The organism is Bradyrhizobium sp. HKCCYLRH2015, from assembly GCF_051168215.1.
In the GTDB taxonomy this organism is placed as follows: domain Bacteria; phylum Pseudomonadota; class Alphaproteobacteria; order Rhizobiales; family Xanthobacteraceae; genus Bradyrhizobium.
This window is the reverse complement of sequence record NZ_JBNPUO010000003.1, coordinates 490,148-513,442: the sequence shown is the minus strand read 5'-3', so window position 1 is coordinate 513,442 and position 23,295 is coordinate 490,148. Positions and strand designations below refer to the sequence as shown.

The following is a 23,295-nucleotide window of genomic DNA, read 5'->3' as shown; positions in this document are numbered from 1 at the left end:
TTTGCAGCCGAGAACAAAGGCGGATGTTGGTCCGGTGTTCCGCTCGACATGGACCGAACGGCTAAATTTCGCTGCGGAAATCGTTAACCTTGTTAATCTCCCGTTAAGCAGGACCGGGCCTCGTGGAGGCCGATCTTCCATGCGATCTGGATCGAGACATGATGCGACGGAACGTGATGCTGACAGCTCTGAAGGCGGGTGCCGGCGCGGCGGTTCTGGTCACGGCGTTGACGGTGGTGTCCGGTTCCGCTGTCGCGCAATCCGGCGGCGGGCCGCTGAACTTTCTCGACGGCCTGTTCACGGGCACCTTGACCAAGGGCAACCCCGCCCCCAACCAGCCCCCTGCCGCCGGCGGGCCGCAGCCGTGGAGCGGCGAGGACGGCGCCTCCGGCCATCCGCTGATGACGGCGGCGGCGATCCGCGAGGCCGCCGGCAATTTCGACAATTGCGTCGCCGGCATGTGGCCAGATGCCGCAAGGCGCAACATCACGCAGGACAATTTCCAGCGCTTTACCGCCGGCCTGTCGCCGGACCTGCGCATCATGGACCTGCTCGACGCGCAGCCCGAATTCACCAAATCGATCTGGGACTATCTCGACATCCTGGTGAACGACAACCGGCTGGCGAAGGGCCGCGAGGTGCTGGCGAAGTACAAGCCGCAGTTCGACGCGGCCGAGCGCGCCTACGGCGTCGACCGTTACATCGTCGCTTCGATCTGGGGCATCGAGTCCAACTACTCGACCCAGATCGGTGACCGCAGCGTGCTGCAGTCGACCGCGACGCTCGCCTGCATCGGCCGCCGCCAGGCCTATTTCAAGGATGAGTTCCTCTCCGCCCTGGAAATCCTCAATCGCGGCGATCTGCGCCCCGAGCAGCTGCGCGGCTCCTGGGCAGGCGCCTTCGGCCCGACCCAGTTCATGCCGACCGCGTTCAAGCGCTTCGCCGTCGATGCCGATGGTGACGGCCGCCGCGACGTCGTCGACAATCCGGCCGACCTGATCGCCTCGACCGCCAACAATCTGAAGAAGGACGGCTGGCAGAGCGGCCAGAGCTGGGGCTACGAGGTCGTGGTGCCCCAGGGCTTCAACTACATGCTCGCCGACCGCGCCAAGAGCATGAGCTTCCGCCAGTGGGAACAGCTCGGCCTGCGACGGGCCAATGGTCAGCCGTTCCCGACTAGCGCCGAAAAGGCCTATCTGCTGGCGCCGGCCGGCGCCCAGGGCCCCGGCTTCCTGATGCTGCAGAACTTCCGCGTCATCATGAAATACAACCCTGCGGAAGCCTATGCGCTGGCGATCGGACACTTCGCCGACCGCCTGCGCGGCGCGCCGCCGTTCGTTCAGGCCTGGCCGCGCGAGGAGCGAACGCTGTCGCGCGGCGAGCGGCTCGAGCTGCAGCAATTGCTCGCCGAGCGCGGATTTTACCGCGGAACGCCGGACGGCCAGTTCGGTGGCCAGACGCGCGAGGCGCTGCGGAACTTCCAGGCCTCGATCGGGGCGCCGGCGGACGGATTTGCCACCTCGGACGTGCTCGAACGGCTGCGGGCGCGCTGATCGCAGCCCAACCTGCCCTGCCGGTAACCTTCTGGGGTGATTACCGGCGCCGTCAACACCATCCGGTGAATGCCCGTTTGCGGCCTGATTCGCGTCCTATTATATGGATCGTCACGATCACGCCGCGCGACGGGTGCGCATGTCAAAGCTGAAGTCCATCCTCAAGCTGTTGAACGAGCCCGGCCCGCTGGTCGTGCTGGCGGTCGTCATCGCCATGCTCGTCGGCATCGCCGGCCCCGCCTCGGCCCAGTTCTTCAACTTCAACCCGTTCGCTTCGCCCCGCCCGGCCCCGCGCGGCGGTGGAGGTGGCGGAGGCTGGTTCGGCGGCGACTTCTTCGCTCCGTTCCCGCAGCAACAGCCCAAGCGGGTGATCCAGGACTATTCCAAGGCGCCGCCGCCGGAGAAACGTGACGGCGCGCCGGACCGCTACGTGCTGGTGCTGGGCGACGCCATGGCCGACTGGCTCGCCTATGGCCTGGAAGAGGCCTATGCCGAGCAGCCCGACATGGGCGTGACCCGCAGGATCAGGACCACGTCGGGCCTCATCAAGTACCAGCCCAGGGGCGAGCCGGCCGACTGGGCCGCCGCCGCCAAGGGCATCCTGGCGACCGAGCGCGCCGACGCCATCGTCATCATGCTCGGCCTCAACGACCGCATCTCGCTGCGCGAGCCTGCGGTGGAGAAGACCGAGAAGCCGGACGACAAGAAGGGCGACAAGGCCAAAAAGGATGCCAAGGCCAAGCCCGGCGAGACAAAGCCCGGTGAGGCCAAGCCGGGCGAAGCCAAGCCGGACGGCAAGGCCGACACGGCGGCCAAGCCCGACGACAAGGCTGCCGATACCGATCTGCCGCAGGACGAGGTCGACAACGACACGCCCGCGGTCGCGGCACCGGAGAAGGCCGCCCGCTCGCCGGGCGGCCTCTATGAGTTCCGGGACGAGCGCTGGGTCGAGCTGTATGCGAAGAAGATCGAGGAGATGATCGCGATCGCCAAGAGCAAGGGCGTGCCCGTGCTCTGGGTCGGCCTGCCCGCGGTTCGCGGTCCCAAGGGCACGGCGGACACGCTGTTCCTCGACTCGCTGTATCGCGATGCCGCCGGCAAGGCCGGCATCACCTATGTCGATGTCTGGGACGGCTTCGTCGACGAGTCCGGCCGCTTCCTGCAGAAGGGCCCGGACTTCGAGGGCCAGATCCGCCAGTTGCGCTCCTATGACGGCGTCTATTTCACCAAGCCGGGCGCGCGCAAGCTCGCCCACTATGCCGAGCGAGAGATCAACCGGCTGCTCGCGGCCCGTTCTGCGCCGCTCGAGCTGCCAAACGAGCCGGCGACGCCGGACGCCAATGCCGTGCCCGGCCAGCCGGCGCCGCGGCCGGTCGCCGGCCCGATCCTGCCGCTGGTGGCGTCATCCGTCGGCACCGACCAGTTGCTGGGCGGCCCCGGCTCCCGACCTGCGGCGGTCGACGCGCTGGCGGCCCGAACCCTGGTCAAGGGCGAGGCCCTGAGCCCGCCGGCCGGCCGCGCCGACGATTTCGTCTGGCCCCGCCGCGAGGTCGGCCGCGAACAGGCCAAGGAGCCGCCGAAGGAGCTGACCCGGCCCGAAGCGCCGATGGCAGCGACCACGCCGGCGGAAGCAACCCCGGCCGCGCCGACACCGGCGCCACCGAGACAAAAGCGGCTGACCGCGCCGACGGCCCCCGGCCAGCAGCCGCCAGCCCAGGCACAGCAGCCGAATCAGCCAGGTCAGGGCGTCCGTGAATTCTTCGGCTTCGGCGCGCCTCAGCAGCCGGCACGGCCCCCTGCCGCGCGCAATCCGAACGTGCCGCCGCGGCCGCCAGCATCGGTCGGCCGCTCGGCGGCAGCGCTGGAGTCCCAGGGACGCTGATCGTGGCCGCGCCTGAGCGCCAGGGGTGATCGACGCGATCGTCCGAAACGAAATGCCCACAACAAGATCGGTCCGCATTCGCGGCGAATGCGGGCCGATTGTCATCTGATCGTCAGGGGGACTTACGGATTCAGTAGCGCCAGCGCTGCGGCGGCTGCGGCCGACTCGGCGAGCGCATCAGCATCGCCAGCAGGAAGCCGATGCCGCCGGCGACCAGGAGCGCGCCCATCGGATTGTCCTGAACCCGCTTGGTCAGGGCCTGCGTGCCGTCACGCAGCGTCTCGGAGCCGTTACCGAATTTATCCTTGGCGAAATCCATCGCCGCATCGCCGGCCTCGCGCGCCGCGTCCTTGGCCTGGCCATACATGTTCTGCACGACGCCCGCGGCCTCGCGTGCACGGCCCGAGGCCTGCGTGCTCTTGTCGCCCAACATCTCGCCGACGCCGCCCTCGATCTTGCCTGCGACATCCTTGGCCGTACCGGTCAGCCGATCCTGATCCATTGCCGCTCTCCTTCTCTGCACTGTGCGGGATTGCTGGCCTGCTAACCGGCCAGCGCGGCGCAGGTTCCGAACGACTACAAAATCAGGCCGCCGTCGACGACGAGGGTCTGGCCGATGATGTAGGACGACAGTGGCGAGGCCAGGAACAGCGCCGCACCGGCCATGTCCTGCGGCGTCCCCAGCCGCCGCAGCGGGATGCGCTGCAGCGCGCCCTCGAGGCGCTTCGGATTGGCGGTCGTCACTTTGGTCATCTTGGTGTCGACGAGCCCGGGCGCGATCCCGTTGACGCGGATGCCGTCTTCCGCCCACGCCTCAGCCAGGGTTCGCGTCAATCCCATCGCGCCGGTCTTCGAGGCGTTGTAGGCCGGATTGCCCATGGTCGAATGATAGGCCGCAGTCGACGAGACGATGATGAGCGCGCCCCTGGCATCGCGCAGCAGGCCGTGAAATTTCGTCGCACAGGCCATCAGGCTGATGAGGTTGACCTCGACCACCTTGCGGAAGCCCTCCATGGCGAATTCGCCGCGGCGGTACAACACCGCGCCCTGCGCCAGCACCAGCACATCGAGCCGATCGAGCCGCGGCGCGAAGCTTTCGATCGCGCCGGGATCGCTCACATCGAGCTGATGGTAGTTCACCCCTGCGAGATCGGAGCCCTCGCCTTCGGCATAATCGGCGGCGCTCGCCCGCGTGCCGCTGACGTCGACGCGCGCGCCCTGCGCGCGAAACGCCTGCGCGATGCCGTTGCCGATGCCGCTCGATCCGCCGATCACCAGCACCGAACGTCCCGTGAAATCGAGTGCGTTCATCTCCCCACTCCTTCCATTGTTGTTTGTCGGATGGTGTGGGGATCGGCGCAGGCCCTGTCAACGGCATCGCGGCTGTGGCGACACCGGCATCGGCACCTTTCGCATCAATGCTGCTGCGCAGCTAATTCATCGGCGTCAGCCGCAGCAGGCGGCCGGGCGAATCGTCCTCGATCACCCAGACAGCGCCATCCGGCGCCACGGCGACATCTCGGATACGCTCGCCCATGTCCCAGCGCTCGGCCTCGTCAGGCTGACCATCGGGCCGGAAGGCAACGCGGACCAGCGCCTGCGCCCGCAAGCCTCCAATCAATGCCGATCCCTTCCATTGCGGAAACATCGGACCATCATAGAAGACGAGGCCGGCCGGCGCGATCACGGGATCCCAATACAGCGGCGGCGGCGCGAGGTCGGGCCGCGTCGCATGCCGCGGGATCGGCGTGCCGTCGTAGTTGTCGCCGTTGGACACCAGCGGCCAGCCGTAGTTCTTGCCCGGCTCGATCAGGTTCAGCTCGTCGCCGCCGCGCGGTCCCATCTCGTGCAGCCAGAGCTTGCCATCTGATGCGAAGGCGAGCCCGTACGGATTGCGGTGGCCGCTGGTCCACGTCTGGGCCGGCACGCCCTTGTCCTCGGCCATGGGATTGTCCGACGGAGTCGCGCCGTCGAGATTGAGCCTGAGCACTTTTCCGCGCGCCTGCCGTGGATCCTGCGCGCTGTTCGGCTGCATGCGGTCGCCGATGGTCAGGAACAGATGCGTTCCCGACGGATCGAACGCGATGATGCCGCCGGGCTGGCCGCCGCCGCCGGCCGGCGTCTGGCGCCAGATGACGGTGGGGTCGGTCAGCGCGGCGCTGTCGTTTGCGAGCGACAGCACTGCGCGGGTCAGCACGAGCCGGCTGCCCTCGCTGCTCGGCTCGGTGTAGGTGAGATAGATCTGCGACGTCGTCGCGAAGCTCGGCGACACCGCGATGTCGAGGAGACCGTTCTGTCCGCGCGCCGCGACCGCAGGCACGTTGCCGATCTGGATCTTCTTCCCATCCTGCGTGACGAGAAATATCCGGCCGGGCTTCTCCGTGACCAGCATCCGCCCGTCGGGCAGGAAGGCGATGGCCCAGGGCGTATCGAACTCGGCAACGCTCCGCGCCTCGAACGGCCGCACCGCGCTTGCCTTGCGATCGCCGGCGTTGATGCTCTCGGCTCGCGCAGCCGTGGTCGCAACGAGTCCCATCACCAATGCCAAGCGCATGAAGGTCGTGGAGAGCACCATGATCACTCCGGTTTGTTGATCCGTGTCGTCAGCAACGAGAATTCGGCCATGCCGGATCGGTGCCTACCGAATGCGTTCGATCAGTGATAATCTCAACGGCGCGCATGCGATGCGCATTTTTCCGTGAGCCGCAAATATGCACCAGCACAGGCAACTCAGCCGCTCGGTCAAGGGATTGATCGTCCTGATCACCGGCGCAGCGTCGGGGATGGGGCGCGCGACCGCGCGCGTGTTCGCCGATGAAGGCGCCAGGGTCGCAGTCACCGATGTCGATGAGGACGGGTCCCACGCCGTGGCGGCGGATATCCTGGCCGGCGGCGGAACGGCGCGTGGCTGGAGGCTCGACCTCGCCGACCGCGACGCCATCAGCGCCGTCGTCGGCGACGCTGCCGCGCATTTCGGCGGACTCGACATCGTCGTCAACAATGCCGGCATCTCGGTGCGCGTCGCGATCGACGACGAAGCCTACGACGAGGCCTGGGCCAGAGGGCTTGCCATCATGCTGACGGCGCAGCAGCGCGTCATCCGTGCCGCGCTGCCACATCTGCGCCGCTCGAACAGCCCGCGCATCGTCAACATCGCCTCGACCGAGGCGCTCGGCGCAACTGCGCTGCACAGCGCCTATTCGGCTGCAAAGGCCGGGGTGACCGGATTGACGCGCGCGCTCGCGGTCGAGCTCGGCCGCGATGGCATCACCGTCAACTGCATCTGTCCGGGACCGATCACGACCGCCATGACCGCGCGCATTCCGGACGAGCAGAAGGCGGTCTATGCGCGGCGCCGCACCGCGCTTGGCCGCTATGGTGACCCCGAAGAAGTGGCGCACATGACCTTGAGCCTGAGCCTGCCGGCCGCCTCGTTCCTCACCGGAGCGGTGATCCCGGTGGATGGCGGGCTGATGGCCCGCAATGCGTGATGTCTGCCGCCCCGGCATGACAGCCGTGCACGCGGCGCTCCGCGCCTTGCGTTGACTTCGCACATCGCCGGCGTAGCCTCCATCAGAAGAAGCGGACAGGAGTCCGCCCTCATGAGGACGCGAGGAGGACACCATGGCAATCGCCATCCGACAGCTGCACCCGCATTTCGTCGGCGAAGTGTCCGGTATCGATCTGCGCAAGCCTCTCGCCGGGGACGACGTCGCGCAGCTGCAGGCCGCGATCGATCACTACGCCGTTCTCGTATTTCATGATCAGGACCTCACCGACGCGCAGCAGCTCGCCTTTGCGCTCAGCTTCGGCGAGCGCGAGCAGGCGCGCGGCGGCACCGTCACCAAGAAGGAAGACTACCGCCTAACCACTGGCCTCAACGACGTCTCCAATCTTGGCAAGGATGGCAAGCCGCTGCCACCGGACCATCGCACGCATCTGTTCAATCTCGGCAACTGCCTGTGGCACTCCGACAGCTCGTTCCGGCCGATCCCGGCGAAATACTCGATTCTCTCCGCGCGCATCGTGAACCCGAAGGGCGGCAACACCGAATTCGCCGACATGCGCGCCGCCTATGACGCGCTCGACCAGGAGACCAGGGACGAGATCGAGGATCTCGTCTGCGAACATTCGCTGATGTATTCGCGCGGTGCGCTCGGCTTCCTCGACTACACCGATGAGGAGAAGGAGATGTTCAAGCCGGTCAGGCAGCGACTGGTGCGAACGCATCCCGCGCACGGCCGCAAGTCGCTGTATCTGTCATCGCATGCCGGCGCCATCATCGGCATGAGCATGCCGGAGGGCCGGCTCTTGCTGCGCGACCTCACCGAACATGCGACACAGCCCGAGTTCGTCTACGTCCACAAATGGCGGCTGCACGACCTGATCATGTGGGACAACAGGCAGACCATGCACCGCGTCCGCCGCTATGACCAGTCGCAGCCGCGCGACATGCGCCGCGCCACGGTCGCCGGCACCGAACCGACGGTGGCGCAGCAGGCGGCGGAGTAGCGCCCTTTCACACACTGTCGTGAGAGATGCCGTCATTGCGAGGAGCGAAGCGACGAAGCAATCCAGAGTCGCGGGCGGGACTCTGGATTGCTTCGCTTCGCTCGCAATGACGGTTGGAGAAACAGGCGATACCTCGATAACGCGCTTCTTCGATCCCGGCGCGCGCCGGACCATCAGCAGGATGATCGCCTCTACGCGTGCCCGGCGGCGTTGGACAGCATGCCGGGATCGATGCCGATCTTGCGCAGCGCGAGATCGTATTTGGCGTCGACATTGTCGCCGAAGATCAGCTCCGGATCGGCGTCGCAATGCAGCCAGCCATTGTCCTGGATCTCTTCCTCCAACTGGCCGGCGCGCCAGCCGGCATAGCCGAGCGCGAGGATCGCGTGCTTTGGACCGTCGCCCTTGGCGATCGCCTTGAGGATGTCGATGGTCGTCGTCAGGCAGACGCCGTCGTTGATCTTCAAGGTCGCGTTGGCGATGAAGTAGTCGCTCGAATGCAGCACGAAGCCGCGGCCGGTATCGACCGGGCCGCCGCTCAGCACCTTCATCGTCTCGGCGCTGTCGGGCAGGCTGATCTGATCGCTCTTCTCGATGATATTCAGTTGCATCAGGAGCTGAGGGAAGTCGATGCTGCCCGCCGGCCGGTTCACCATGATACCCATGGCGCCCTCGGCCGAGTGCGCGCAGAGATAGATCACCGAACGCTCGAAACGGGAATCGCCCATCACGGGCATTGCAACCAGCAGCTGGCCGTCGAGGTAACCACCGTGAGAGGTGTGATCCCCGATCCCCGTCACTTTGCGGCGAATGTCGCCCAGCCTTTTTGCCTCAGGATTCATCCGCAAGGACTCTCATGATCATCGATATCCTGATATTGGGATGCGCATCTGTCAATCAAGGTTCAGGTCCTCGCGAGGAAATCTGCTCACAAGCATTTCAATGGTTTGCGCCCGAACCGCACTCTAAAGACGTCTCATGTCCGCCTTGGTTCCTCACCACTCTGCCACACTGCTGGTCGCGACCGTCGTATCATCCTGCCTTGCGTTCGGCGCGCAGGCGCAGGATTCCTCGCCCTGGCAGCGCGACAGCCACTCCGCGGTGCGCCTGCTCGCGGGCTCGCGCAGCGGTCCGGTCATGCTGGGCGGCATCGCCCTTGCGCTGCAGCCGGGATGGAAGACCTATTGGCGGACGCCCGGCGATTCCGGCGTGCCGCCACGGTTCGACTTTTCCAAGTCGGAGAACGTCGAAGCGGTGACGGTTCTGTGGCCCGCGCCGACAAAGTTCGATGACGGCGCCGGTGGACACTCGCTCGGCTATCATGATCAGGTCGTGCTGCCGCTGCGCATCGTCGCCAAGAACCCCGACAAGCCGATGACCCTGCGCGCCGACATCAGCTACGCGGTTTGCGAGAAGATCTGCATTCCCGTCGAGGCAAAGGCCGAGCTCGCCTTCACCAGCGTCGCCAGCACCGAAGATACGACGCTCTCGGCGGCCCTCGACACGGTGCCGAAGCCGGCCACTGTCGGCGATGCCAATCCCTTGACGATCCGCGACGTCAAGCGCGACGGCCAGAAGGACGTCGTCGTCGACGTCGCCGTCGCCGATCCGCGCAGCGTCCAGCTCTATGTCGAGGGTCCGACGCCCGACTGGGCGCTGCCGATCCCGACCGTGCGCGACAGCGGCGTGCCGGGCATCAAGCGCTTCGCCTTCGAGCTCGACGGCGTTCCGCCGGGCGTGAAGCCGGACGGCGCGGCGCTGAAATTCACGCTGGTCGGCCCCGACAAGTCTTACGAGTTCAATTTCACTCTGCGGTGACGGCTGGTGCGCCGCGCGACCGACGCGGCGCCGGTCCAACTCAATCTTAACGTTGCGTTGATAGGGAGGACCATCGCCGCCATCCGCGCGGCCGTGGAGCCGGACCCCCGCCGTGGCCGTGATGGATGCCCGCAATGACCCCGCACCGACCGGCCTCGCGGCCCGCCTGAAGGCGCGCCTGGCGGCGCTCGGCGGCAGCGGCGAGGCTTCGCTGACGCGCCGCCTCGCCGGCACCATCTTCCTGATCCGCGTGCTCAGCGCCGGCCTGGCCTATCTCAGCCAGATCCTGCTCGCGCGCTGGATGGGCGGCTCGGACTACGGCACCTACGTCTATGTCTGGACCTGGGTGCTGCTGCTCGGCAGCATGCTCGATGTCGGCATCGCCTCCTCGGCGCAGAAGATCATTCCGGACTACCGCACCTCGGGCCAGCAGGCGCTGCTGCGCGGCTTCCTCTCCGGCGGACGCTGGCTGACCTTGGCGACGTCCACCGCCGCGGCGCTGCTGCTCGCCGGCCTGATCGCGCTGCTGTCGCCCTGGATCGACGCCGGCGAGCGCATGCCGCTCTATATCGGCTGCCTCACCCTGCCGGCCTTCGTCGTCGCCAACACCCAGGACGGCATCGCCCGCTCGCACGACTGGATGACGCTCGGGCTGATGCCGCAATTCATCATCCGCCAGACGCTGATCATCGGCTTCACCGCCGGCGCCGTCGTGCTCGGTCTCGATCTCGGCGCCACCGCGGCGATGGCCGCGAGCGCGGCCGCGGTGTGGCTCGCGATGCTCGGCCAGATGCTGGTGCTGAACGACAGGCTCCGCCTCCACATCGAACCGGGACCGAAGCAATATGATCTGCGCGGCTGGCTCGCGATCTCGCTGCCGATCCTCCTGGTCGAGAGCTTCTATCTGCTGCTGTCCTACACCGACGTGCTGGTGCTGCAGCAGTTCCGCTCTTCCGAGGAGGTCGGCATCTATTTCGCGGTGGTGAAGACGCTCGCGCTGGTGTCGTTCATCCACTACGCGATGTCGGCGACGACGGCGCATCGCTTCGCCGAATATCACGCGCTCGGCGACAAGGTGCGGCTGTCGGCCTATGTCGCGCATGCCATCAAGTGGACGTTCTGGCCGTCGCTCGCGGCGACGCTGGTGCTGCTCGCGCTCGGCAAGCCGCTGCTGTTTCTGTTCGGCGCGCAGTTCACCGCCGGCTACGACATCATGTTCATCGCCGCGATCGGCCTCGTCGTGCGCGCCGCGATCGGGCCGGTCGAGCGGCTCTTGAACATGCTGGGCCAGCAGCGCGCCTGCGCCATGGCCTATGCGGCGGCCTTCGTCATGAACCTCGTGCTCTGCATTCTGCTGGTGCCGCAGTTCGGCGGCCACGGCGCCGCGGCGGCGACCTCGCTGTCGCTGGCCTTCGAGACCGTGCTGCTGTTCCGGATCGTCAAGCAGCGGTTGGGGCTGCATGTCCTCGCCTTCGGCAAGGCATCTTGAGGAAACCATGTTGACGCATCTGTTGCGTCATCTTGTCCTCGTCTTGTCGGAACTGCGAGCGCAGCGCGCCGCGCGCGACGATCACGCAAGTGTTGGGTGCAACGCCTTGATATTGGCGCGATCCTCCAGGCACATGATTTGATCGCGCGCTGGGGGAGAATGAGATGTCGAGACTGGGGGTCGCACTCTCGCTGGCCGGAACCGTGATGCTGGCCGGCTGCATGGAAGCGACGCTGTCGCCGACGTCGGACGCGGCGTTGACGCCGCGCGACCGCCAGTTGCTGTCGCGCGCGCCTTATGCCGAGGCGCAGATCCCGCAACAGTTCCAGCGGCACATCGTCGACTACACAAGGCAGGAGCAGCCGGGCACGATCGTCGTCGATACCGATGCGCGCTTCCTGTACTACGTTCTGCCGGACCGCAAGGCGATCCGCTACGGCGTCGCCGTCGGCGAGGAGGCGATGGCGTTCTCCGGCGTCGCCACGGTCGGCAAGCTCGCCGAATGGCCGGACTGGGTTCCGACCGCCGACATCCAGGCGCGCCTCGGGCCGTATCCCAAGCGCGTCGCCGGCGGCCCGGCGAATCCGCTCGGCGCCCGCGCGATCTATCTGTACGAGGGCAACAAGGACACCCTGTACCGCATCCACGGCACCAACCAGCCCGAATATATCGGCCAGGCGATCTCGTCGGGCTGCATCCGCATGACCAACACCGACGTCGCCGACCTCTACACCCACGTCCAGCTCGGCTCGACCGTGGTCGTGCTGCCTCCGGGCCAGAGCGTCGCCTCCACCACCCCGAACGTCTTCGCGCGCCGTAGCTGATCGGCTGGCGTCCCGCTAGCCGTAGCGCAGCTTCAAGCCGAGGATCGCCGCCACCAGGCCGAGCGTGATGGCGTTGGCGACGACCAGCGGCAGATCGCTGATCAGCGCGCCGTACAGCAGCCACATCGAGTTGCCGGTGGTCTGCAGCACGAACATGCCCATCGAGATGTCATGGGTCGAGCGCGAGCGCCAGGCCTTGATGACCTGCGGCAGGAACGAGCATGTGGTGCAGGTGGCGGCGCCGAGGCCGATGATGGTGGTCAGCAAGGTGAGGTCCGTGGGCGTGCGTCCAAGAGAAGCACGCTTGTAGAACGGACCGCGCCGAAGCGAAACCCGCCTCGGCGCGAAACTGGCGCTTTGTCCGGCGCTTGCGCGGCGATCAAGCCGCGGTCCAGCCGCCGTCGATCGACAGATTGGTGCCGGTGATCTGAGCCGCATCGTCACCGCACAGGAACAGCGCCAGCGCCGCGACCTGCTCGGATGTCACGAACTCCTTGGTCGGCTGCGCCGCCAGCAGCACGTCGTTGATGACCTGCTCCTTGGTGAGGTTGCGCGCTTTCATCGTGTCCGGAATCTGCTTCTCGACCAGCGGCGTCCACACATAGCCCGGCGAGATGCAGTTGCAGGTGATCTTGAAGGTCGCGAGCTCGAGCGCCACGGTCTTGGTCAGGCCGGCAATGCCGTGCTTGGCCGAGACATAGGCCGACTTGAACGGCGAGGCGACCAGCGAGTGCGCGGACGCCGTGTTGATGATGCGGCCCCAGCCGCGCTTCTTCATGCCGGGCACCGCCGCGCGGATGCCGTAGAACGCCGAGGAGAGGTTGATCGCGATGATCTGCTCCCACTTCTCCGGCGGGAAGTCCTCGACCGGCGAGACGAACTGGATGCCGGCATTGTTGACGAGGATGTCGACCGAGCCGAACGTCGTCTCGCCGAGCGCGATCATGCCGGCGATCTCGGCCGGCTTGCTCATGTCCGCCGGCGAGTGCACCGCCTTGACCTTGTAGTCGCTCTCGATCGCCGCCCGCTCCTTCTCGATATCGGCAGGCGCGCCGAAGCCGTTGAGCACGATGTTGGCGCCGGCGGAGGCGAAGGCGCGTGCATAGGCCAGCCCGATGCCGCTGGTCGAGCCGGTCACAACCGCGGTCTTGCCCTTCAGATTCGTCGTCATTGCTTCACTCCTTCTTGGCGGCAGCGGGACTGCCGTCCTGCGTGAGATCGTAGGTGACCATGGTCTCGCCGGACTGCGGCCGCTGCAGCCAGTCCTTGTGGCGCATCGACTGGTGGACGTCGCGCACGCCCGCCTCCCAATGCTCGACCATCGCGACATGGGAGAAGTCGTAGTCCTTCGATGAGCTCTCGTAGCTCTTGCTGCGATAGATCAGGTGCACCACCGTCACCGTGTTCTCCTGCGCCGCCTTGCACAGGATCTCGAGCGACGGATCGTTGCGCAGCTCGTCCGGCAGCCGGGCGTAGAGCTCGCGCAGCGCCTTGCGCGTGTTGTGGATCATGCGGTTCTTGTCGGTGTTCATCCGCGTCCGGCTGGAATAGCGAATGTCCTTCTCGCGCTCCGCGGCCTCCAGCAGCGTTCGCGGCAGATCGCCGCGCGCGGAGAACAGATCGACCTGGAAGATCAGGAGATCGCGATCGGTCTCCATGTCGAGCACGTAGTCGAGCGGCGTGTTGGAGGCGATGCCGCCATCCCAATAGTGCTCGCCATCGATCTCGACCGGCGGGAAGCCGGGCGGCAGCGCGCCCGACGCCATGATGTGCTCGGGCCCGATCCGCTTGCCCCGCTTGCTGAATTCGACATTGTCGAAATAGGTGAAATTGCCGGTGGTGACGCCGACGGCGCCGACGGAGAGCCGCGTCTTCAGATCGTTGATGCGGTCGAAATCCACCAGCCGCTCCAAGGTCCGCTTCAGCGGCGCGGTGTCGTAATAGCTGACCGACTGCGGCGTGCCCGACGGCCACAGCGGCGCCGGCGGAAAGCGCGGCGTGAAGAAGCCGGGCACGCCGAACGCTGCGATCAGCCCGGCGCTGACTTCGTTGAAGGCCGAGCGGTGATGATCACCATTGAGCAGCGGCTTCCACGGCACCGGCGACGACACCATCTCCCAGAATTCCTTGAGACGGCCGATGCGTTTCTCGCGGTCGTTGCCGGCGATGATCGCGGCATTGATGGCGCCGATCGAGATACCGGCGACCCATTCCGGTTCGAAATCAAAATGGCACAGCGCCTGATAGGCGCCGGCCTGATAGGAGCCGAGCGCGCCACCGCCCTGCAGGACGAGCACGCGTTGCGATTCGGCTGGAGTTGCAGGCAGCGGGGGAAATGGATGTTGCGTCATTACTGCGGTCATTAGCAAAGCAAGGCGCCACCGTGGCGTCACTTCGCGGTGACGTCAATCCACCCCCAGGGATAGCACCCTGCACCGGGACGCGTGTCGGCGTCGAGCGCGCCTCCGCTGCACAGGCCCGGAGCGGGCCTGCCCGTTATGACGGCTTCTTGCCGTCCGGCGCGGCGAGGATCATGGTCCAGAACACCTTGTACTTGGTGTTCGGAGCATAGCTCGCGGCGATGCCTATTTTTGTGACACCGCTCTTGAGCATGTTGGCGCGGTGGGGCGGCGAGTCGCGCCAGCCGGAAAACGCTTCCGCCAGCGTGTGATAGCCGGCCGACACGTTCTCGACCGCGACGGTGGCGTCGTAGCCCGCGCCGTTCAGCCGCTTGGCCAGCGGGGCGCGCACGTCATGATCGAGCTTGTTCTTGTCGGCCATCGCCTGCGACTGCGACTCCGCCAGCCGCATCAGCTCGGGATCGACCTCGACCGTGCCGAGCCCGTTGTTCTGGCGGTATTGCGAGATCATCGTCGCGGCAGCGACAGCATCGAGCTTGGCGCCCGCGACCGCCATGTCGGCATACATCGTCGGCGCCTGCACGACCGGCGTCTCGGCCGCGCAGCCGGCGAGCAGGAATGCCAAGGAGAAAGCGAGTGCCCGATGCTTCAATGAACCAGTCCCTATGCCGATACGAGAGGCGGGTTGTTGCACATCAACCGTGGCTGAAAGGTGAATCGGCGGTAAGTTCCGTCGGTACAATTGCGGCCATTCCGGCCGGTTACGGTTCGTTGACCATAAGAGCGGCGCGGTCAAGCCTGCCGGGTGGGACAAAGCCTCTTTAGCCCTGCCAATCGTGTGACGAGCAAGGCGCCCCAAAGCCGGTGTCGTCCCGGCCTCCGCGCCGGGACCCATAACCCCAGGGAGTGGTTCGAGGCAGGCGGGACGACCAGCCGTTTCTAGCCGCGACATCACCCGGTATGGGTCCCGGCGTTCGCCGGGACGACAGCGGAGGCTACGGCGCGCAGCTGCGCCAATTAGGACGTTGCCGGGCTTCCTGTTTGGCCGACTGTCTTGGACCAACTACCTATAGTCGGGGCTGAGCTCAGCGTGTCGTCACCCGCCCGCAAAAATCCGATAGTGCCGTGGCTTCAATCCGACCCGTTCGCCGATGCGGAGGTCGCGGTCGCGTGGCGCGTCGATCTCGATGGTGGATCCCTCCGTCAGCGCGATCTCGGCGCGCTGCACCGGGCCGAAGCTGCGGACGTGGGTCACGGCACCATGCAGCGTGCCGCTGTCAGCCGGACCGATCAGCATGTCGTGACGACGCACGAACAGAGTGGACGCGCCCGCGGCATCGCCAGGCGCAGCAATGTCCAGCGGCCGTCCGTTCAGATGCACGGCGCCGCCGGTGATCTCCACCGGCAGCATGATCGACTCGCCGATGAAGCCGTGGACGAAGGCGGTCGCCGGCGCGTCATAGACGTCGCTCGGCGAGCCGACCTGCTCGATGCGGCCCTTGTCCATCACCACCACGCGGTGCGCGACCTCGAGCGCCTCCTCCTGGTCGTGGGTGACGAAGATCGAGGTGACGTTGATGGAGTGATGCAGGGTGCGCAGCCATTGCCGCAGCTCCTTGCGTACCTTGGCATCGAGCGCGCCGAACGGCTCGTCGAGCAGGAGGATGCGCGGCTCGATCGCGAGCGCGCGCGCCAATGCGATGCGCTGGCGCTGGCCGCCGGAGAGCTGGCTCGGATAGCGGTCGGCGAGCCAGTCGAGCTGGACGAGATCGAGCAGCTCCTTCACGCGCGCGCGGATCTCGGCCTCGCTCTTGCGGACGCGGCGCGGCTGCACGCGCAGGCCGAAGGCGACGTTCTCGAACACGTTCATGTGCCGGAACAGCGCGTAGTGCTGAAACACGAAGCCGACGTGGCGCTCGCGCGCGCCGCGATCGAGCGCGCTCTCTCCGTCGAACAGGATCTCGCCGGAGTCGGGCCATTCCAGCCCCGCGATGATGCGCAGCAGGGTCGTCTTGCCCGATCCGGACGGTCCGAGCAGCGCCAGCAATTCGCCGTCAGCGACCTTGAGATCGACGCCGTCGAGCGCCTTGAAGGTGCCGAACGTCTTGACGACACCCCTGACTTCAATGGTCACGCGGACCTCCCTCATCGAGTTGCCGTTCGAGGACGGTTTTGACGACCAGCGTGATCAGCGCGAGCATCGCCAGCAGCGAGGCGATCGCGAACGAGGCGACCATCTGGTATTCGTTGTAGAGGATCTCGACCAGCAGCGGCATCGTGTTGGTCTCGCCGCGGATGTGGCCGGACACGACCGAGACGGCGCCGAACTCGCCCATCGCACGTGCGTTGCAGAGAAGCACGCCGTACAGCACGCCCCATTTGATGTTCGGTAAGGTGACGCGGAAGAAGGTCTGCAGGCCGGACGCGCCGAGCGAGACCGCCGCCTCCTCTTCCTGCGTGCCCTGCTCCTGCATCAGCGGAATCAGCGCGCGAGCGACGAACGGGAACGTCACGAACACGGTCGCGAGCGCGATGCCGGGAAAGGCGAACAGTATCTGCAGGCCATGGCGCTGCATCCATGGACCGAAGAAACCCTGCGCGCCGAACAACAGCACGAACACGAGGCCCGAGATCACCGGGCTCACCGAGAACGGCAGATCGATCAGAGTGATCAGGAACGTCTTGCCCGGGAAGTCGAACTTGGCGATCGCCCAGGCGGCGCACAGGCCGAACACGAGATTGGTCCCGACCGAGACCAGCGCCACCAGCAGGGTGAGGCGGATCGCGTCCCACGCCTCGGCATCGGCGAGCGCGCTGAAATAGGCCGCGATGCCCTTGCCGAACGCTTCCACGAACACGACGATCAGCGGCAGCACCACGAACACCGACAGGAACGCCAATGCCAGCGTCGTGATGACGATGCGGACCAGGCGCGGCTCGGTACGCGGATCGGGTCGGCCTGCCTGCGCGACGCGCCGGCTGGTCGCGGACGATGCCACGGACGGCGCCTGCAGGGTCATCTCCACGCTCATGTCGGGTCCTAGTTCAAGGGCGCCCGGCTCTGCGCCCAGCGCTGCAACCGGTTCACGGCAAAGATGATCAGGAACGCCACGACGAGCATCACCACCGCGATCGCGGTGGCATCGGCGTAGCGGAATTCGGACAGCCGGATCACGATCAGCAGCGGCGCGATCTCGGAGACGTTCGGCAGATTGCCGGCGATGAAGATCACCGATCCGTACTCGCCGACCGCGCGCGCAAAGGCGAGTGCGAAGCCAGTGAGCAGCGCCGGCGTCAAGCTCGGCAGGATCACGCGGGCCACGATCTGCCAGCGCCCGGCGCCGAGGCTCGCCGCCGCCTCCTCGATCTCCGGATCGAGATCGATCAGCACCGGCTGCACGGTGCGGACGACAAAGGGGATGCCGATGAAGATCATCGCAACGAAGATGCCGAGCGGCGTGAACGCCACCTTGATGCCCATTGCGGCGAGCGGCGCGCCGAGCCAGCCCTTCTGGGTGAACAGCGCCGTCAGCGCCACGCCCGCCACAGCGGTCGGCAGCGCAAAGGGAACGTCGACGATCGCGTCGAACAGGCGGCGCCCCGGAAAGCGGTAGCGCACCAGCGCCCACACGACGATGGTGCCCATCACCAGGTTCACGCAGGCCGCGGCGAAGGCGAGCCCGAACGAGATCTTGAGCGCGCTCAAGGTGCGCCGGCTGGTGACGATGCCCCAGAACTGGTCGAGGCTGAGATCAGTCGAGCGGACGAACAGTCCCGCCAGAGGAATCAGAACGATCAGCGACAGCCAGGTCAGCGTCAGTCCCATGGTGAGACCAAAGCCCGGCAAGGTGCTGCGGCGTGGTGCAAGTACGTTCAAAAAAAGGCCTGGTCCGTTGATGATCAGTGTCGATGGCTCGAGTCGATGGTGGTGTCCGCCCGCGGCCCCCCGTCTCGTCTTGTCGATCGAGACCGGGGACAGCGTCTCACGCGCAATGTCGCAGATCGCCGCAACACCAGCTTACTGCCTTCGTTTTTTCTGCCTTGCCGTCGAAGCCGTAGCAGACCGGCGGTCACCAACTCGTTCCCTATGATTCGATCAATTCTTGTAGATTTGATCGAAGATCCCGCCTTCCGCAAAGTGTTCCTTCTGAGCCTTGGTCCAGCCGCCGAACACCTCGTCGATGGTGAACAGCTCGACCTTGGCAAAGTCAGCCTCATGCTTCTTCGCGACCTCAGGATCGCGCGGACGGTAGGAGTTGCGTGCGGCAATTTCCTGACCTTCCTTTGTATACCAGTATTTCAGGTAGGATTCAGCCACACTTCGCGTGCCCTTCTTGTCGGCCACCGAGTCGACCACCGCAACTGGCGGTTCGGCCAGGATGGAGAGCTGCGGCGCGACGATCTCGAACTTGTCCTTGCCGAACTCACGCAGGGCCAGATGCGCCTCGTTCTCCCAGGCAAGCAGAACGTCGCCGACCCCGCGCTCCACGAAGGTCACGGTGGCGCCGCGGGCGCCGGTATCGAGCACAGGGACGTGCTGATAGAGGTCGCCGACGAACTGCTTGGCCTTGTCGGCCGAGCCGAACTTCTTCAGCGCATAGCCCCAGGCGGCCAGGTAGTTCCAGCGCGCGCCGCCGGATGTCTTCGGATTGGGCGTGATGACGTCGACGCCCTTCTTGAGCAGATCGTCCCAGTCCTTGATGCCCTTGGGATTGCCTTTGCGCACCAGGAAAACGATGGTCGAGGTGTAGGGCGATGCATTCTGCGGCAGCCGCTTCTGCCACTCCTTGTCGAGCAGCCCCCTGCCGGCGATCGCGTCGATGTCATAGGCAAGCGCCAGAGTCACGACATCGGCCTGCAGCCCGTCGATGACGCTGCGGGCCTGCGCGCCGGAGCCGCCATGCGACTGCTTGACCTCGACGCTCTTGCCGGTCTCCTTCTGGTAGGCGGCCGAAAATGCCTTGTTGAACTCGACGTAGAGCTCACGGGTCGGGTCGTAGGAGACGTTGAGCAGGGTGATGTCGGCCGCATAGGCCGGGCCTGCCCATGCCAGTCCCGCGACCACAGCCAGAACACGCCGCATCATTCGAGCACTCCATTTCCAGGCCCCGCGATGTTGCAGGCGCGCACGCCAGATCGCCGGATGTGCACGTCAGAGTCAACGAAAGCGGATTTTCTTGTTTCCGGCAGGACATGGGCATTTTGCTATGAAGCGCCGCGCAACGGGATTGGCATTCTTTGCCGCGACACATTGCCGTCATCGGCGCGCTGGTGACCACGATAGGGCGCGATCTCGAAAAGATTGCAACAGGGCGAGGCTTGACATTGTTCACTTTATGTTCGCAAAATAGCCGGCAACCTCAGCGGGAGAACAGAGCGGTGGCAACGAGGGACGTGATCGACGGGAGCGCACTCGCACGCTGGCTGAAGCTGGCCATCATGACAATCGTGTTGCCCGCTTTCCCCGCTCTGCTGGTGATGTCCACGGTCGCCCGGGCCGACGATCGGACCGGCTTCCGGGTCGGCGAGATCGACGGCGGCCCGGTTGCCCGGATCGACGTTCGGCTAAAGACGAAGAAATATCCGGGAATGCTGCGCTGCCTCGATCAATCCATAGCGCTCTATATCGTCGACCGCGATGGTGCTGTCCCTCCGCCTCTCCGCAATCTCAAGGACAGGCCCGCGGAATTGCAGGATGCCAAGCAGCGCACGCTGAAAGCGTCTGCGACCTATCTGCCCGGCAAGACGGAGAAGGACGGCGTCATGCTGTTCAAGGTTGAGGGGCTTAAGGCCTCGTCTTTCGCAGGCACCGGATTGATGCTCTGGGATCTCGCGCCGCCTGACTCTGCAGATCTCAGCGCGACCGCCGACAAGATCATATGGGCGGACACTGTGACCAATTTCACCTTTGTGATCCGGGCCGACAACGGCGAACAAGTGTTACCGACGGTCCTGAAATCCTGTGGTGTCTCTTAGCTCGACGACGTCACCACCGTGTGGATGCCGCATTCCGTCTTGCCGCGGCCCCGCCAGCGTCCGGCGCGGTCGTCCTCGCCGGTGTCGGAGCGGCTGGTGCAGGGCATGCAGCCGATCGAACGGAAGCCGGCGGCCATGAGCGGATGCTGCGGCAGGTTCGCGGAGCGATAGATGTCCGCGATGTCTTCGCGGGTGACATTGGCGAACGGGTTGAACTTCGCCCGGGCGCCGTCCTGCTCGACGACTTGAATCGCGGCACGCAGGCCGCCCTGGAAACGCTTGCGGCCATTGATCCAGGCCGTAAACGGCGCCAGCGCGCGCGCCAGCGGCTCGACTTTGCGGATCCGGCAGCAGGCGTCGGGGTCGGAGAACCACAGCTCCTTGTCGGCGTCCTCGCGCTTCAGTGCTGCGGCATCCGGCTTGATCGAGCGCACGTCGCGCAGGCCGAGGAGCTCGATCAGCTGGTCGCGATAGGCGAGCGTCTCTGCGAACATGTGCCCGGTGTCGAGGAAGATCACCGGAATCGCCGGATCGACATCGGCCGTGACCTTCAGCAGCGCCGCCGACTCCGTGCCGAACGACGACACCACGGCGAGCCGCTCGCGCCCGATCGCCCCGAGAGCGGCAGCAATGATCTCCTGCGGCGCAGCGGTGCGCAACGCGGCGTCGAGCGCCGCGACTGGGATCTCCGCAACGGAAGGCGATGCAGCCAGCGTGCTCACAGCCCGGCACTCTCCGAATGGCGCAGTTGCAGGCGCTGATGCAGCGCGGAGATCCGGCCGTCGCCGGCCGGCTGGTAGAACACCGAATAGCGCTTCACGGTCTCGGTGAAGGCCTCGGCGTCGGCCTGCTTCTTGACCTCGAAGGCGTCGAAGCCGGCGCGCAGCATGAACACGAACTGGTCGCGCAGCACCTGGCCCGTCGCGCGCAGCTCGCCGCGATAGCCATAGCGCTCGCGCAGCAGGCGCGCCTGGGTATAGGCGCGGCCGTCGCGGAAGCTCGGAAACACCAGCGCGACCAGCGCAAGGCGATCGAGGTATGGCACGAGATCGTCTACATCGCGATTGTTCGGCCAGATCACGCCGAGCTTGCCGAGGGCGCGGCTGACCAGCGCGTCGGGGCCGGCGAGGAAGCGCGTCTCCGGGACGAGGATCGCACCCTCTGCCGGCAGCTCGGCATCGTCGGTGATGCGGACGAACGCGTCCGCGATGATGTGTCCGCCCTTAACGAGTGGCATAAACCCGCTCCCTGAATGGTTCGACCCCGAGCCGCTTCACCGTGTCGACGAACAGCTCCTCAGGGTGCGCGCGCAGCGCAAGATAGGCTTCGACGATGTCCTCGACGACATCGGCCACTTCGGCATAGGGCACCGCGGGTCCGATCAGGGTGCCGAGCGCGGCGCCCTCGTCGGCACGGCCGCCGATCGTGATCTGATAGAATTCCTCGTTGTTCTTCTCGACGCCGAGGATGCCGATATGGCCGACATGGTGGTGGCCGCAGGCATTGATGCAGCCGGAGATGTTGATGTGCAGCCGGCCGATCAGGTTCGCCGTGTCGTGGTTGGCGAAGCGCCGCGTGATCTCCTGCGCGATCGGAATCGAGCGGGCGTTCGCCAGCGAGCAGTAGTCGAGTCCAGGGCAAGCGATGATGTCGGAGACGAGATTGACGTTGGGGATGGCGAGCCCGATCGCCTCGAGCGCCTTCCACACCGCCGGCAGATCACGCTTGCGGACATGCGGCAGCGCCAGGTTCTGCTCATGCCCGACGCGGATCTCGCCGAACGAGTATTTGTCGGCGATGTCGGCCAGCGCATCCATCTGGTCGGCGGTCGCATCGCCCGGCGGCTTGCCGATCGGCTTCAGCGACACGGTGACGATCGCATAACCCTGCACCTTGTGCGGGGCCACCGAGTTCTTGCGCCAGGCCTCGAACTTCTGATCATGCGCGGCCTGCCTGAGCTCGTCCGGCATGTGCGGGAGCGTCTCATAGGCCGGATAGAAAAAGCGCGAGCGGATGTCCTCGATGATCCCCTGGTCGAGCTTGAGCACGCCGTCGCGGATCTGCTGCCACTCCTCCTCGACCTCGGCCGCGAACTTCTCGATGCCGAGCTCATGGACCAGGATCTTGATGCGCGCCTTGTAGATGTTGTCGCGGCGGCCGTACTGGTTGTAGACGCGCAGGATCGCCTCGACATAGCTCAGGATGTCATGGCCGTGCACGAACGGCTTGACCGTCTTGGCGATGAAGGGCGAGCGTCCCAGGCCGCCGCCGACCAGCACCTCGAAGCCGGTCTCGCCCTGCTCGTTCTTCTTGAGACGAAGACCGATGTCGTGGATCTTGATCGCGGCGCGGTCGTGCTCGGACGCCGTGATCGCGATCTTGAACTTGCGCGGCAGGAATGAGAATTCCGGATGAAGCGTCGTGAACTGGCGCAGCAGCTCGGCCCAGATCCTGGGATCCTCGATCTCGCCCGGCGCGACGCCGGCCCATTGGTCGGAGGTCACGTTGCGCATGTTGTTGCCGGAGGTCTGCATCGACTGGATGCCCACTTCCGCCAGATCGGCCATCGCATCCGGCAGCTCGGCGAGCTTGATCCAGTTGAACTGGATGTTCTGCCGCGTCGTGAAGTGGCCATAGCCGCGATCGTAGCGCCGCGCGACATGCGCCAGCCTGCGCAGCTGGTTCGACGCCAGCGTGCCATAGGGGATGGCGACACGGTACATGTAGGCGTGCAGCTGCAGATAGACGCCGTTCTGCAGCCGCAGCATCTTGAACTCGTCCTCGGACAATTCGCCCGAGAGGCGCCGCTTCACCTGGTCGCGGAATTCGGCGACGCGCTCGTTGACCAAAGTGCGGTCGATTTCGTCATAAGCATACATGA

Annotated in this window: 23 protein-coding genes; 8 read left to right on the top strand and 15 right to left on the bottom strand. The window is 65.9% G+C overall.

The window, feature by feature from the left end; all coding sequences use genetic code 11:
* The first annotated feature begins 158 nt into the window (after nt 1–158).
* Both ACQR1H_RS10345 and ACQR1H_RS10340 read left to right on the top strand, forming a co-directional pair.
* Nucleotides 159–1,553 (top strand): lytic murein transglycosylase, encoded by a 1,395-nt coding sequence (locus tag ACQR1H_RS10345; protein ID WP_315804752.1) that lies wholly within the window; start codon nt 159–161, stop codon nt 1,551–1,553.
* A gap of 139 nt (nt 1,554–1,692) precedes the next feature.
* On the top strand, nt 1,693–3,435 hold the full coding sequence (locus ACQR1H_RS10340) for a DUF459 domain-containing protein (protein ID WP_316177302.1): 1,743 nt from the start codon (nt 1,693–1,695) through the stop codon (nt 3,433–3,435).
* A gap of 130 nt (nt 3,436–3,565) precedes the next feature.
* Here the strand turns inward: ACQR1H_RS10340 and ACQR1H_RS10335 are convergent, their stop codons facing one another.
* From ACQR1H_RS10335 to ACQR1H_RS10325, 3 genes are all read right to left on the bottom strand, one after another.
* Nucleotides 3,566–3,937 carry a CsbD family protein gene (locus ACQR1H_RS10335; protein WP_315804750.1) on the bottom strand — a complete coding sequence of 124 codons (372 nt, stop codon included), beginning with the start codon at nt 3,935–3,937 and terminating at the stop codon, nt 3,566–3,568.
* A 74-nt stretch (nt 3,938–4,011) separates the two neighbouring features.
* The gene (locus ACQR1H_RS10330) at nt 4,012–4,746 is read right to left on the bottom strand and encodes an SDR family NAD(P)-dependent oxidoreductase (protein WP_315713874.1); all 735 of its coding nucleotides are present in this window, start codon (nt 4,744–4,746) and stop codon (nt 4,012–4,014) included.
* A 121-nt stretch (nt 4,747–4,867) separates the two neighbouring features.
* On the bottom strand, nt 4,868–6,010 hold the full coding sequence (locus tag ACQR1H_RS10325) for a PQQ-dependent sugar dehydrogenase (protein WP_316238152.1): 1,143 nt from the start codon (nt 6,008–6,010) through the stop codon (nt 4,868–4,870).
* Nucleotides 6,011–6,146: 136 nt separating this feature from the next.
* On the opposite strand from ACQR1H_RS10325, the gene ACQR1H_RS10320 reads away from it, so the two are divergent.
* Entirely contained in the window at nt 6,147–6,926 is a 780-nt protein-coding gene (locus ACQR1H_RS10320) for an SDR family NAD(P)-dependent oxidoreductase (protein WP_434907507.1), read from the top strand.
* Between the two features lie 133 nt (nt 6,927–7,059).
* Nucleotides 7,060–7,947: a TauD/TfdA dioxygenase family protein gene (locus tag ACQR1H_RS10315; RefSeq protein WP_434907506.1), complete on the top strand. Its 888-nt coding sequence runs from the start codon at nt 7,060–7,062 to the stop codon at nt 7,945–7,947.
* Nucleotides 7,948–8,138: 191 nt separating this feature from the next.
* On the opposite strand, the gene ACQR1H_RS10310 is transcribed toward ACQR1H_RS10315, so the two are convergent.
* Complete coding sequence (locus tag ACQR1H_RS10310) at nt 8,139–8,789, bottom strand: YqgE/AlgH family protein (protein WP_315713870.1); 651 nt, start codon at nt 8,787–8,789, stop codon at nt 8,139–8,141.
* A gap of 136 nt (nt 8,790–8,925) precedes the next feature.
* Here ACQR1H_RS10310 and ACQR1H_RS10305 point away from each other — a divergent pair, with 136 nt between their 5' ends.
* The 3 genes from ACQR1H_RS10305 to ACQR1H_RS10295 all read left to right on the top strand — a co-directional run bounded on the left by ACQR1H_RS10305 (nt 8,926) and on the right by ACQR1H_RS10295 (nt 12,078).
* Complete coding sequence (locus ACQR1H_RS10305; protein ID WP_434892671.1) at nt 8,926–9,765, top strand: protein-disulfide reductase DsbD domain-containing protein; 840 nt, start codon at nt 8,926–8,928, stop codon at nt 9,763–9,765.
* A gap of 112 nt (nt 9,766–9,877) precedes the next feature.
* The gene (locus ACQR1H_RS10300; RefSeq protein WP_434907505.1) at nt 9,878–11,254 is read left to right on the top strand and encodes a lipopolysaccharide biosynthesis protein; all 1,377 of its coding nucleotides are present in this window, start codon (nt 9,878–9,880) and stop codon (nt 11,252–11,254) included.
* A gap of 164 nt (nt 11,255–11,418) precedes the next feature.
* Nucleotides 11,419–12,078, top strand: coding sequence for a L,D-transpeptidase (locus ACQR1H_RS10295; RefSeq protein ID WP_315804743.1), 660 nt, complete (start codon nt 11,419–11,421; stop codon nt 12,076–12,078).
* A 15-nt stretch (nt 12,079–12,093) separates the two neighbouring features.
* Here the strand turns inward: ACQR1H_RS10295 and ACQR1H_RS10290 are convergent, their stop codons facing one another.
* The 8 genes from ACQR1H_RS10290 to ACQR1H_RS10255 form a co-directional block, all read right to left on the bottom strand.
* Entirely contained in the window at nt 12,094–12,345 is a 252-nt protein-coding gene (locus ACQR1H_RS10290) for a SemiSWEET transporter (protein WP_006614646.1), read from the bottom strand.
* Nucleotides 12,346–12,457: 112 nt separating this feature from the next.
* Nucleotides 12,458–13,249 (bottom strand): 3-hydroxybutyrate dehydrogenase, encoded by a 792-nt coding sequence (locus tag ACQR1H_RS10285; protein ID WP_315772584.1) that lies wholly within the window; start codon nt 13,247–13,249, stop codon nt 12,458–12,460.
* Nucleotides 13,250–13,253: 4 nt separating this feature from the next.
* Entirely contained in the window at nt 13,254–14,429 is a 1,176-nt protein-coding gene (locus ACQR1H_RS10280) for a patatin-like phospholipase family protein (protein WP_315804741.1), read from the bottom strand.
* Between the two features lie 145 nt (nt 14,430–14,574).
* A complete protein-coding gene (locus ACQR1H_RS10275; protein ID WP_315804740.1) occupies nt 14,575–15,090 on the bottom strand; it encodes a CAP domain-containing protein in 516 nt (171 codons plus the stop codon).
* Nucleotides 15,091–15,534: 444 nt separating this feature from the next.
* Entirely contained in the window at nt 15,535–16,572 is a 1,038-nt protein-coding gene (locus ACQR1H_RS10270; protein WP_434907504.1) for a sulfate/molybdate ABC transporter ATP-binding protein, read from the bottom strand.
* Nucleotides 16,562–17,470 carry a sulfate ABC transporter permease subunit CysW gene (cysW, locus tag ACQR1H_RS10265; RefSeq protein ID WP_315804738.1) on the bottom strand — a complete coding sequence of 303 codons (909 nt, stop codon included), beginning with the start codon at nt 17,468–17,470 and terminating at the stop codon, nt 16,562–16,564. Before cysW ends, ACQR1H_RS10270 begins: the two co-directional genes overlap by 11 nt.
* An 8-nt stretch (nt 17,471–17,478) precedes the next feature.
* Nucleotides 17,479–18,315 carry a sulfate ABC transporter permease subunit CysT gene (gene cysT, locus ACQR1H_RS10260; protein WP_315804737.1) on the bottom strand — a complete coding sequence of 279 codons (837 nt, stop codon included), beginning with the start codon at nt 18,313–18,315 and terminating at the stop codon, nt 17,479–17,481.
* A gap of 219 nt (nt 18,316–18,534) precedes the next feature.
* On the bottom strand, nt 18,535–19,524 hold the full coding sequence (locus ACQR1H_RS10255; RefSeq protein ID WP_434907503.1) for a sulfate ABC transporter substrate-binding protein: 990 nt from the start codon (nt 19,522–19,524) through the stop codon (nt 18,535–18,537).
* Between the two features lie 308 nt (nt 19,525–19,832).
* Between ACQR1H_RS10255 and ACQR1H_RS10250 the strand changes: the two genes are divergently transcribed.
* On the top strand, nt 19,833–20,414 hold the full coding sequence (locus ACQR1H_RS10250) for a hypothetical protein (RefSeq protein ID WP_434848575.1): 582 nt from the start codon (nt 19,833–19,835) through the stop codon (nt 20,412–20,414).
* Here ACQR1H_RS10250 and ACQR1H_RS10245 read toward each other — a convergent pair.
* Genes ACQR1H_RS10245 through ACQR1H_RS10235 form a run of 3 tightly spaced genes read right to left on the bottom strand, consistent with a single transcriptional unit; the run spans nt 20,411 to nt 23,293 of the window.
* The gene (locus tag ACQR1H_RS10245; RefSeq protein WP_434907502.1) at nt 20,411–21,136 is read right to left on the bottom strand and encodes a phosphoadenylyl-sulfate reductase; all 726 of its coding nucleotides are present in this window, start codon (nt 21,134–21,136) and stop codon (nt 20,411–20,413) included. The genes ACQR1H_RS10250 and ACQR1H_RS10245 overlap by 4 nt on opposite strands.
* Nucleotides 21,133–21,651: a DUF934 domain-containing protein gene (locus ACQR1H_RS10240; protein WP_315804733.1), complete on the bottom strand. Its 519-nt coding sequence runs from the start codon at nt 21,649–21,651 to the stop codon at nt 21,133–21,135. The genes ACQR1H_RS10245 and ACQR1H_RS10240 overlap by 4 nt, the downstream gene beginning before the upstream one ends.
* Nucleotides 21,638–23,293: a nitrite/sulfite reductase gene (locus ACQR1H_RS10235; RefSeq protein WP_434907501.1), complete on the bottom strand. Its 1,656-nt coding sequence runs from the start codon at nt 23,291–23,293 to the stop codon at nt 21,638–21,640. Before ACQR1H_RS10235 ends, ACQR1H_RS10240 begins: the two co-directional genes overlap by 14 nt.
* Nucleotides 23,294–23,295: the final 2 nt, after the last annotated feature.

Excerpts from the sequence above, each read along its gene's own strand:
- ACQR1H_RS10345 (WP_315804752.1), top strand. The coding sequence starts at position 159 with ATGATGCGACGGAACGTGATGCTGACAGCTCTGAAGGCGGGTGCCGGC.
- ACQR1H_RS10315 (WP_434907506.1), top strand. The coding sequence starts at position 7,060 with ATGGCAATCGCCATCCGACAGCTGCACCCGCATTTCGTCGGCGAAGTG.
- ACQR1H_RS10235 (WP_434907501.1), bottom strand. The coding sequence starts at position 23,293 with ATGTATGCTTATGACGAAATCGACCGCACTTTGGTCAACGAGCGCGTC.
- ACQR1H_RS10340 (WP_316177302.1), top strand. The coding sequence starts at position 1,693 with ATGTCAAAGCTGAAGTCCATCCTCAAGCTGTTGAACGAGCCCGGCCCG.
- ACQR1H_RS10320 (WP_434907507.1), top strand. The coding sequence starts at position 6,147 with ATGCACCAGCACAGGCAACTCAGCCGCTCGGTCAAGGGATTGATCGTC.
- ACQR1H_RS10240 (WP_315804733.1), bottom strand. The coding sequence starts at position 21,651 with ATGCCACTCGTTAAGGGCGGACACATCATCGCGGACGCGTTCGTCCGC.
- cysW (WP_315804738.1), bottom strand. The coding sequence starts at position 17,470 with ATGAGCGTGGAGATGACCCTGCAGGCGCCGTCCGTGGCATCGTCCGCG.
- ACQR1H_RS10330 (WP_315713874.1), bottom strand. The coding sequence starts at position 4,746 with ATGAACGCACTCGATTTCACGGGACGTTCGGTGCTGGTGATCGGCGGA.
- ACQR1H_RS10295 (WP_315804743.1), top strand. The coding sequence starts at position 11,419 with ATGTCGAGACTGGGGGTCGCACTCTCGCTGGCCGGAACCGTGATGCTG.
- ACQR1H_RS10280 (WP_315804741.1), bottom strand. The coding sequence starts at position 14,429 with ATGACGCAACATCCATTTCCCCCGCTGCCTGCAACTCCAGCCGAATCG.
- ACQR1H_RS10305 (WP_434892671.1), top strand. The coding sequence starts at position 8,926 with ATGTCCGCCTTGGTTCCTCACCACTCTGCCACACTGCTGGTCGCGACC.
- ACQR1H_RS10310 (WP_315713870.1), bottom strand. The coding sequence starts at position 8,789 with ATGAATCCTGAGGCAAAAAGGCTGGGCGACATTCGCCGCAAAGTGACG.
- ACQR1H_RS10335 (WP_315804750.1), bottom strand. The coding sequence starts at position 3,937 with ATGGATCAGGATCGGCTGACCGGTACGGCCAAGGATGTCGCAGGCAAG.
- ACQR1H_RS10325 (WP_316238152.1), bottom strand. The coding sequence starts at position 6,010 with ATGGTGCTCTCCACGACCTTCATGCGCTTGGCATTGGTGATGGGACTC.
- ACQR1H_RS10285 (WP_315772584.1), bottom strand. The coding sequence starts at position 13,249 with ATGACGACGAATCTGAAGGGCAAGACCGCGGTTGTGACCGGCTCGACC.
- ACQR1H_RS10255 (WP_434907503.1), bottom strand. The coding sequence starts at position 19,524 with ATGATGCGGCGTGTTCTGGCTGTGGTCGCGGGACTGGCATGGGCAGGC.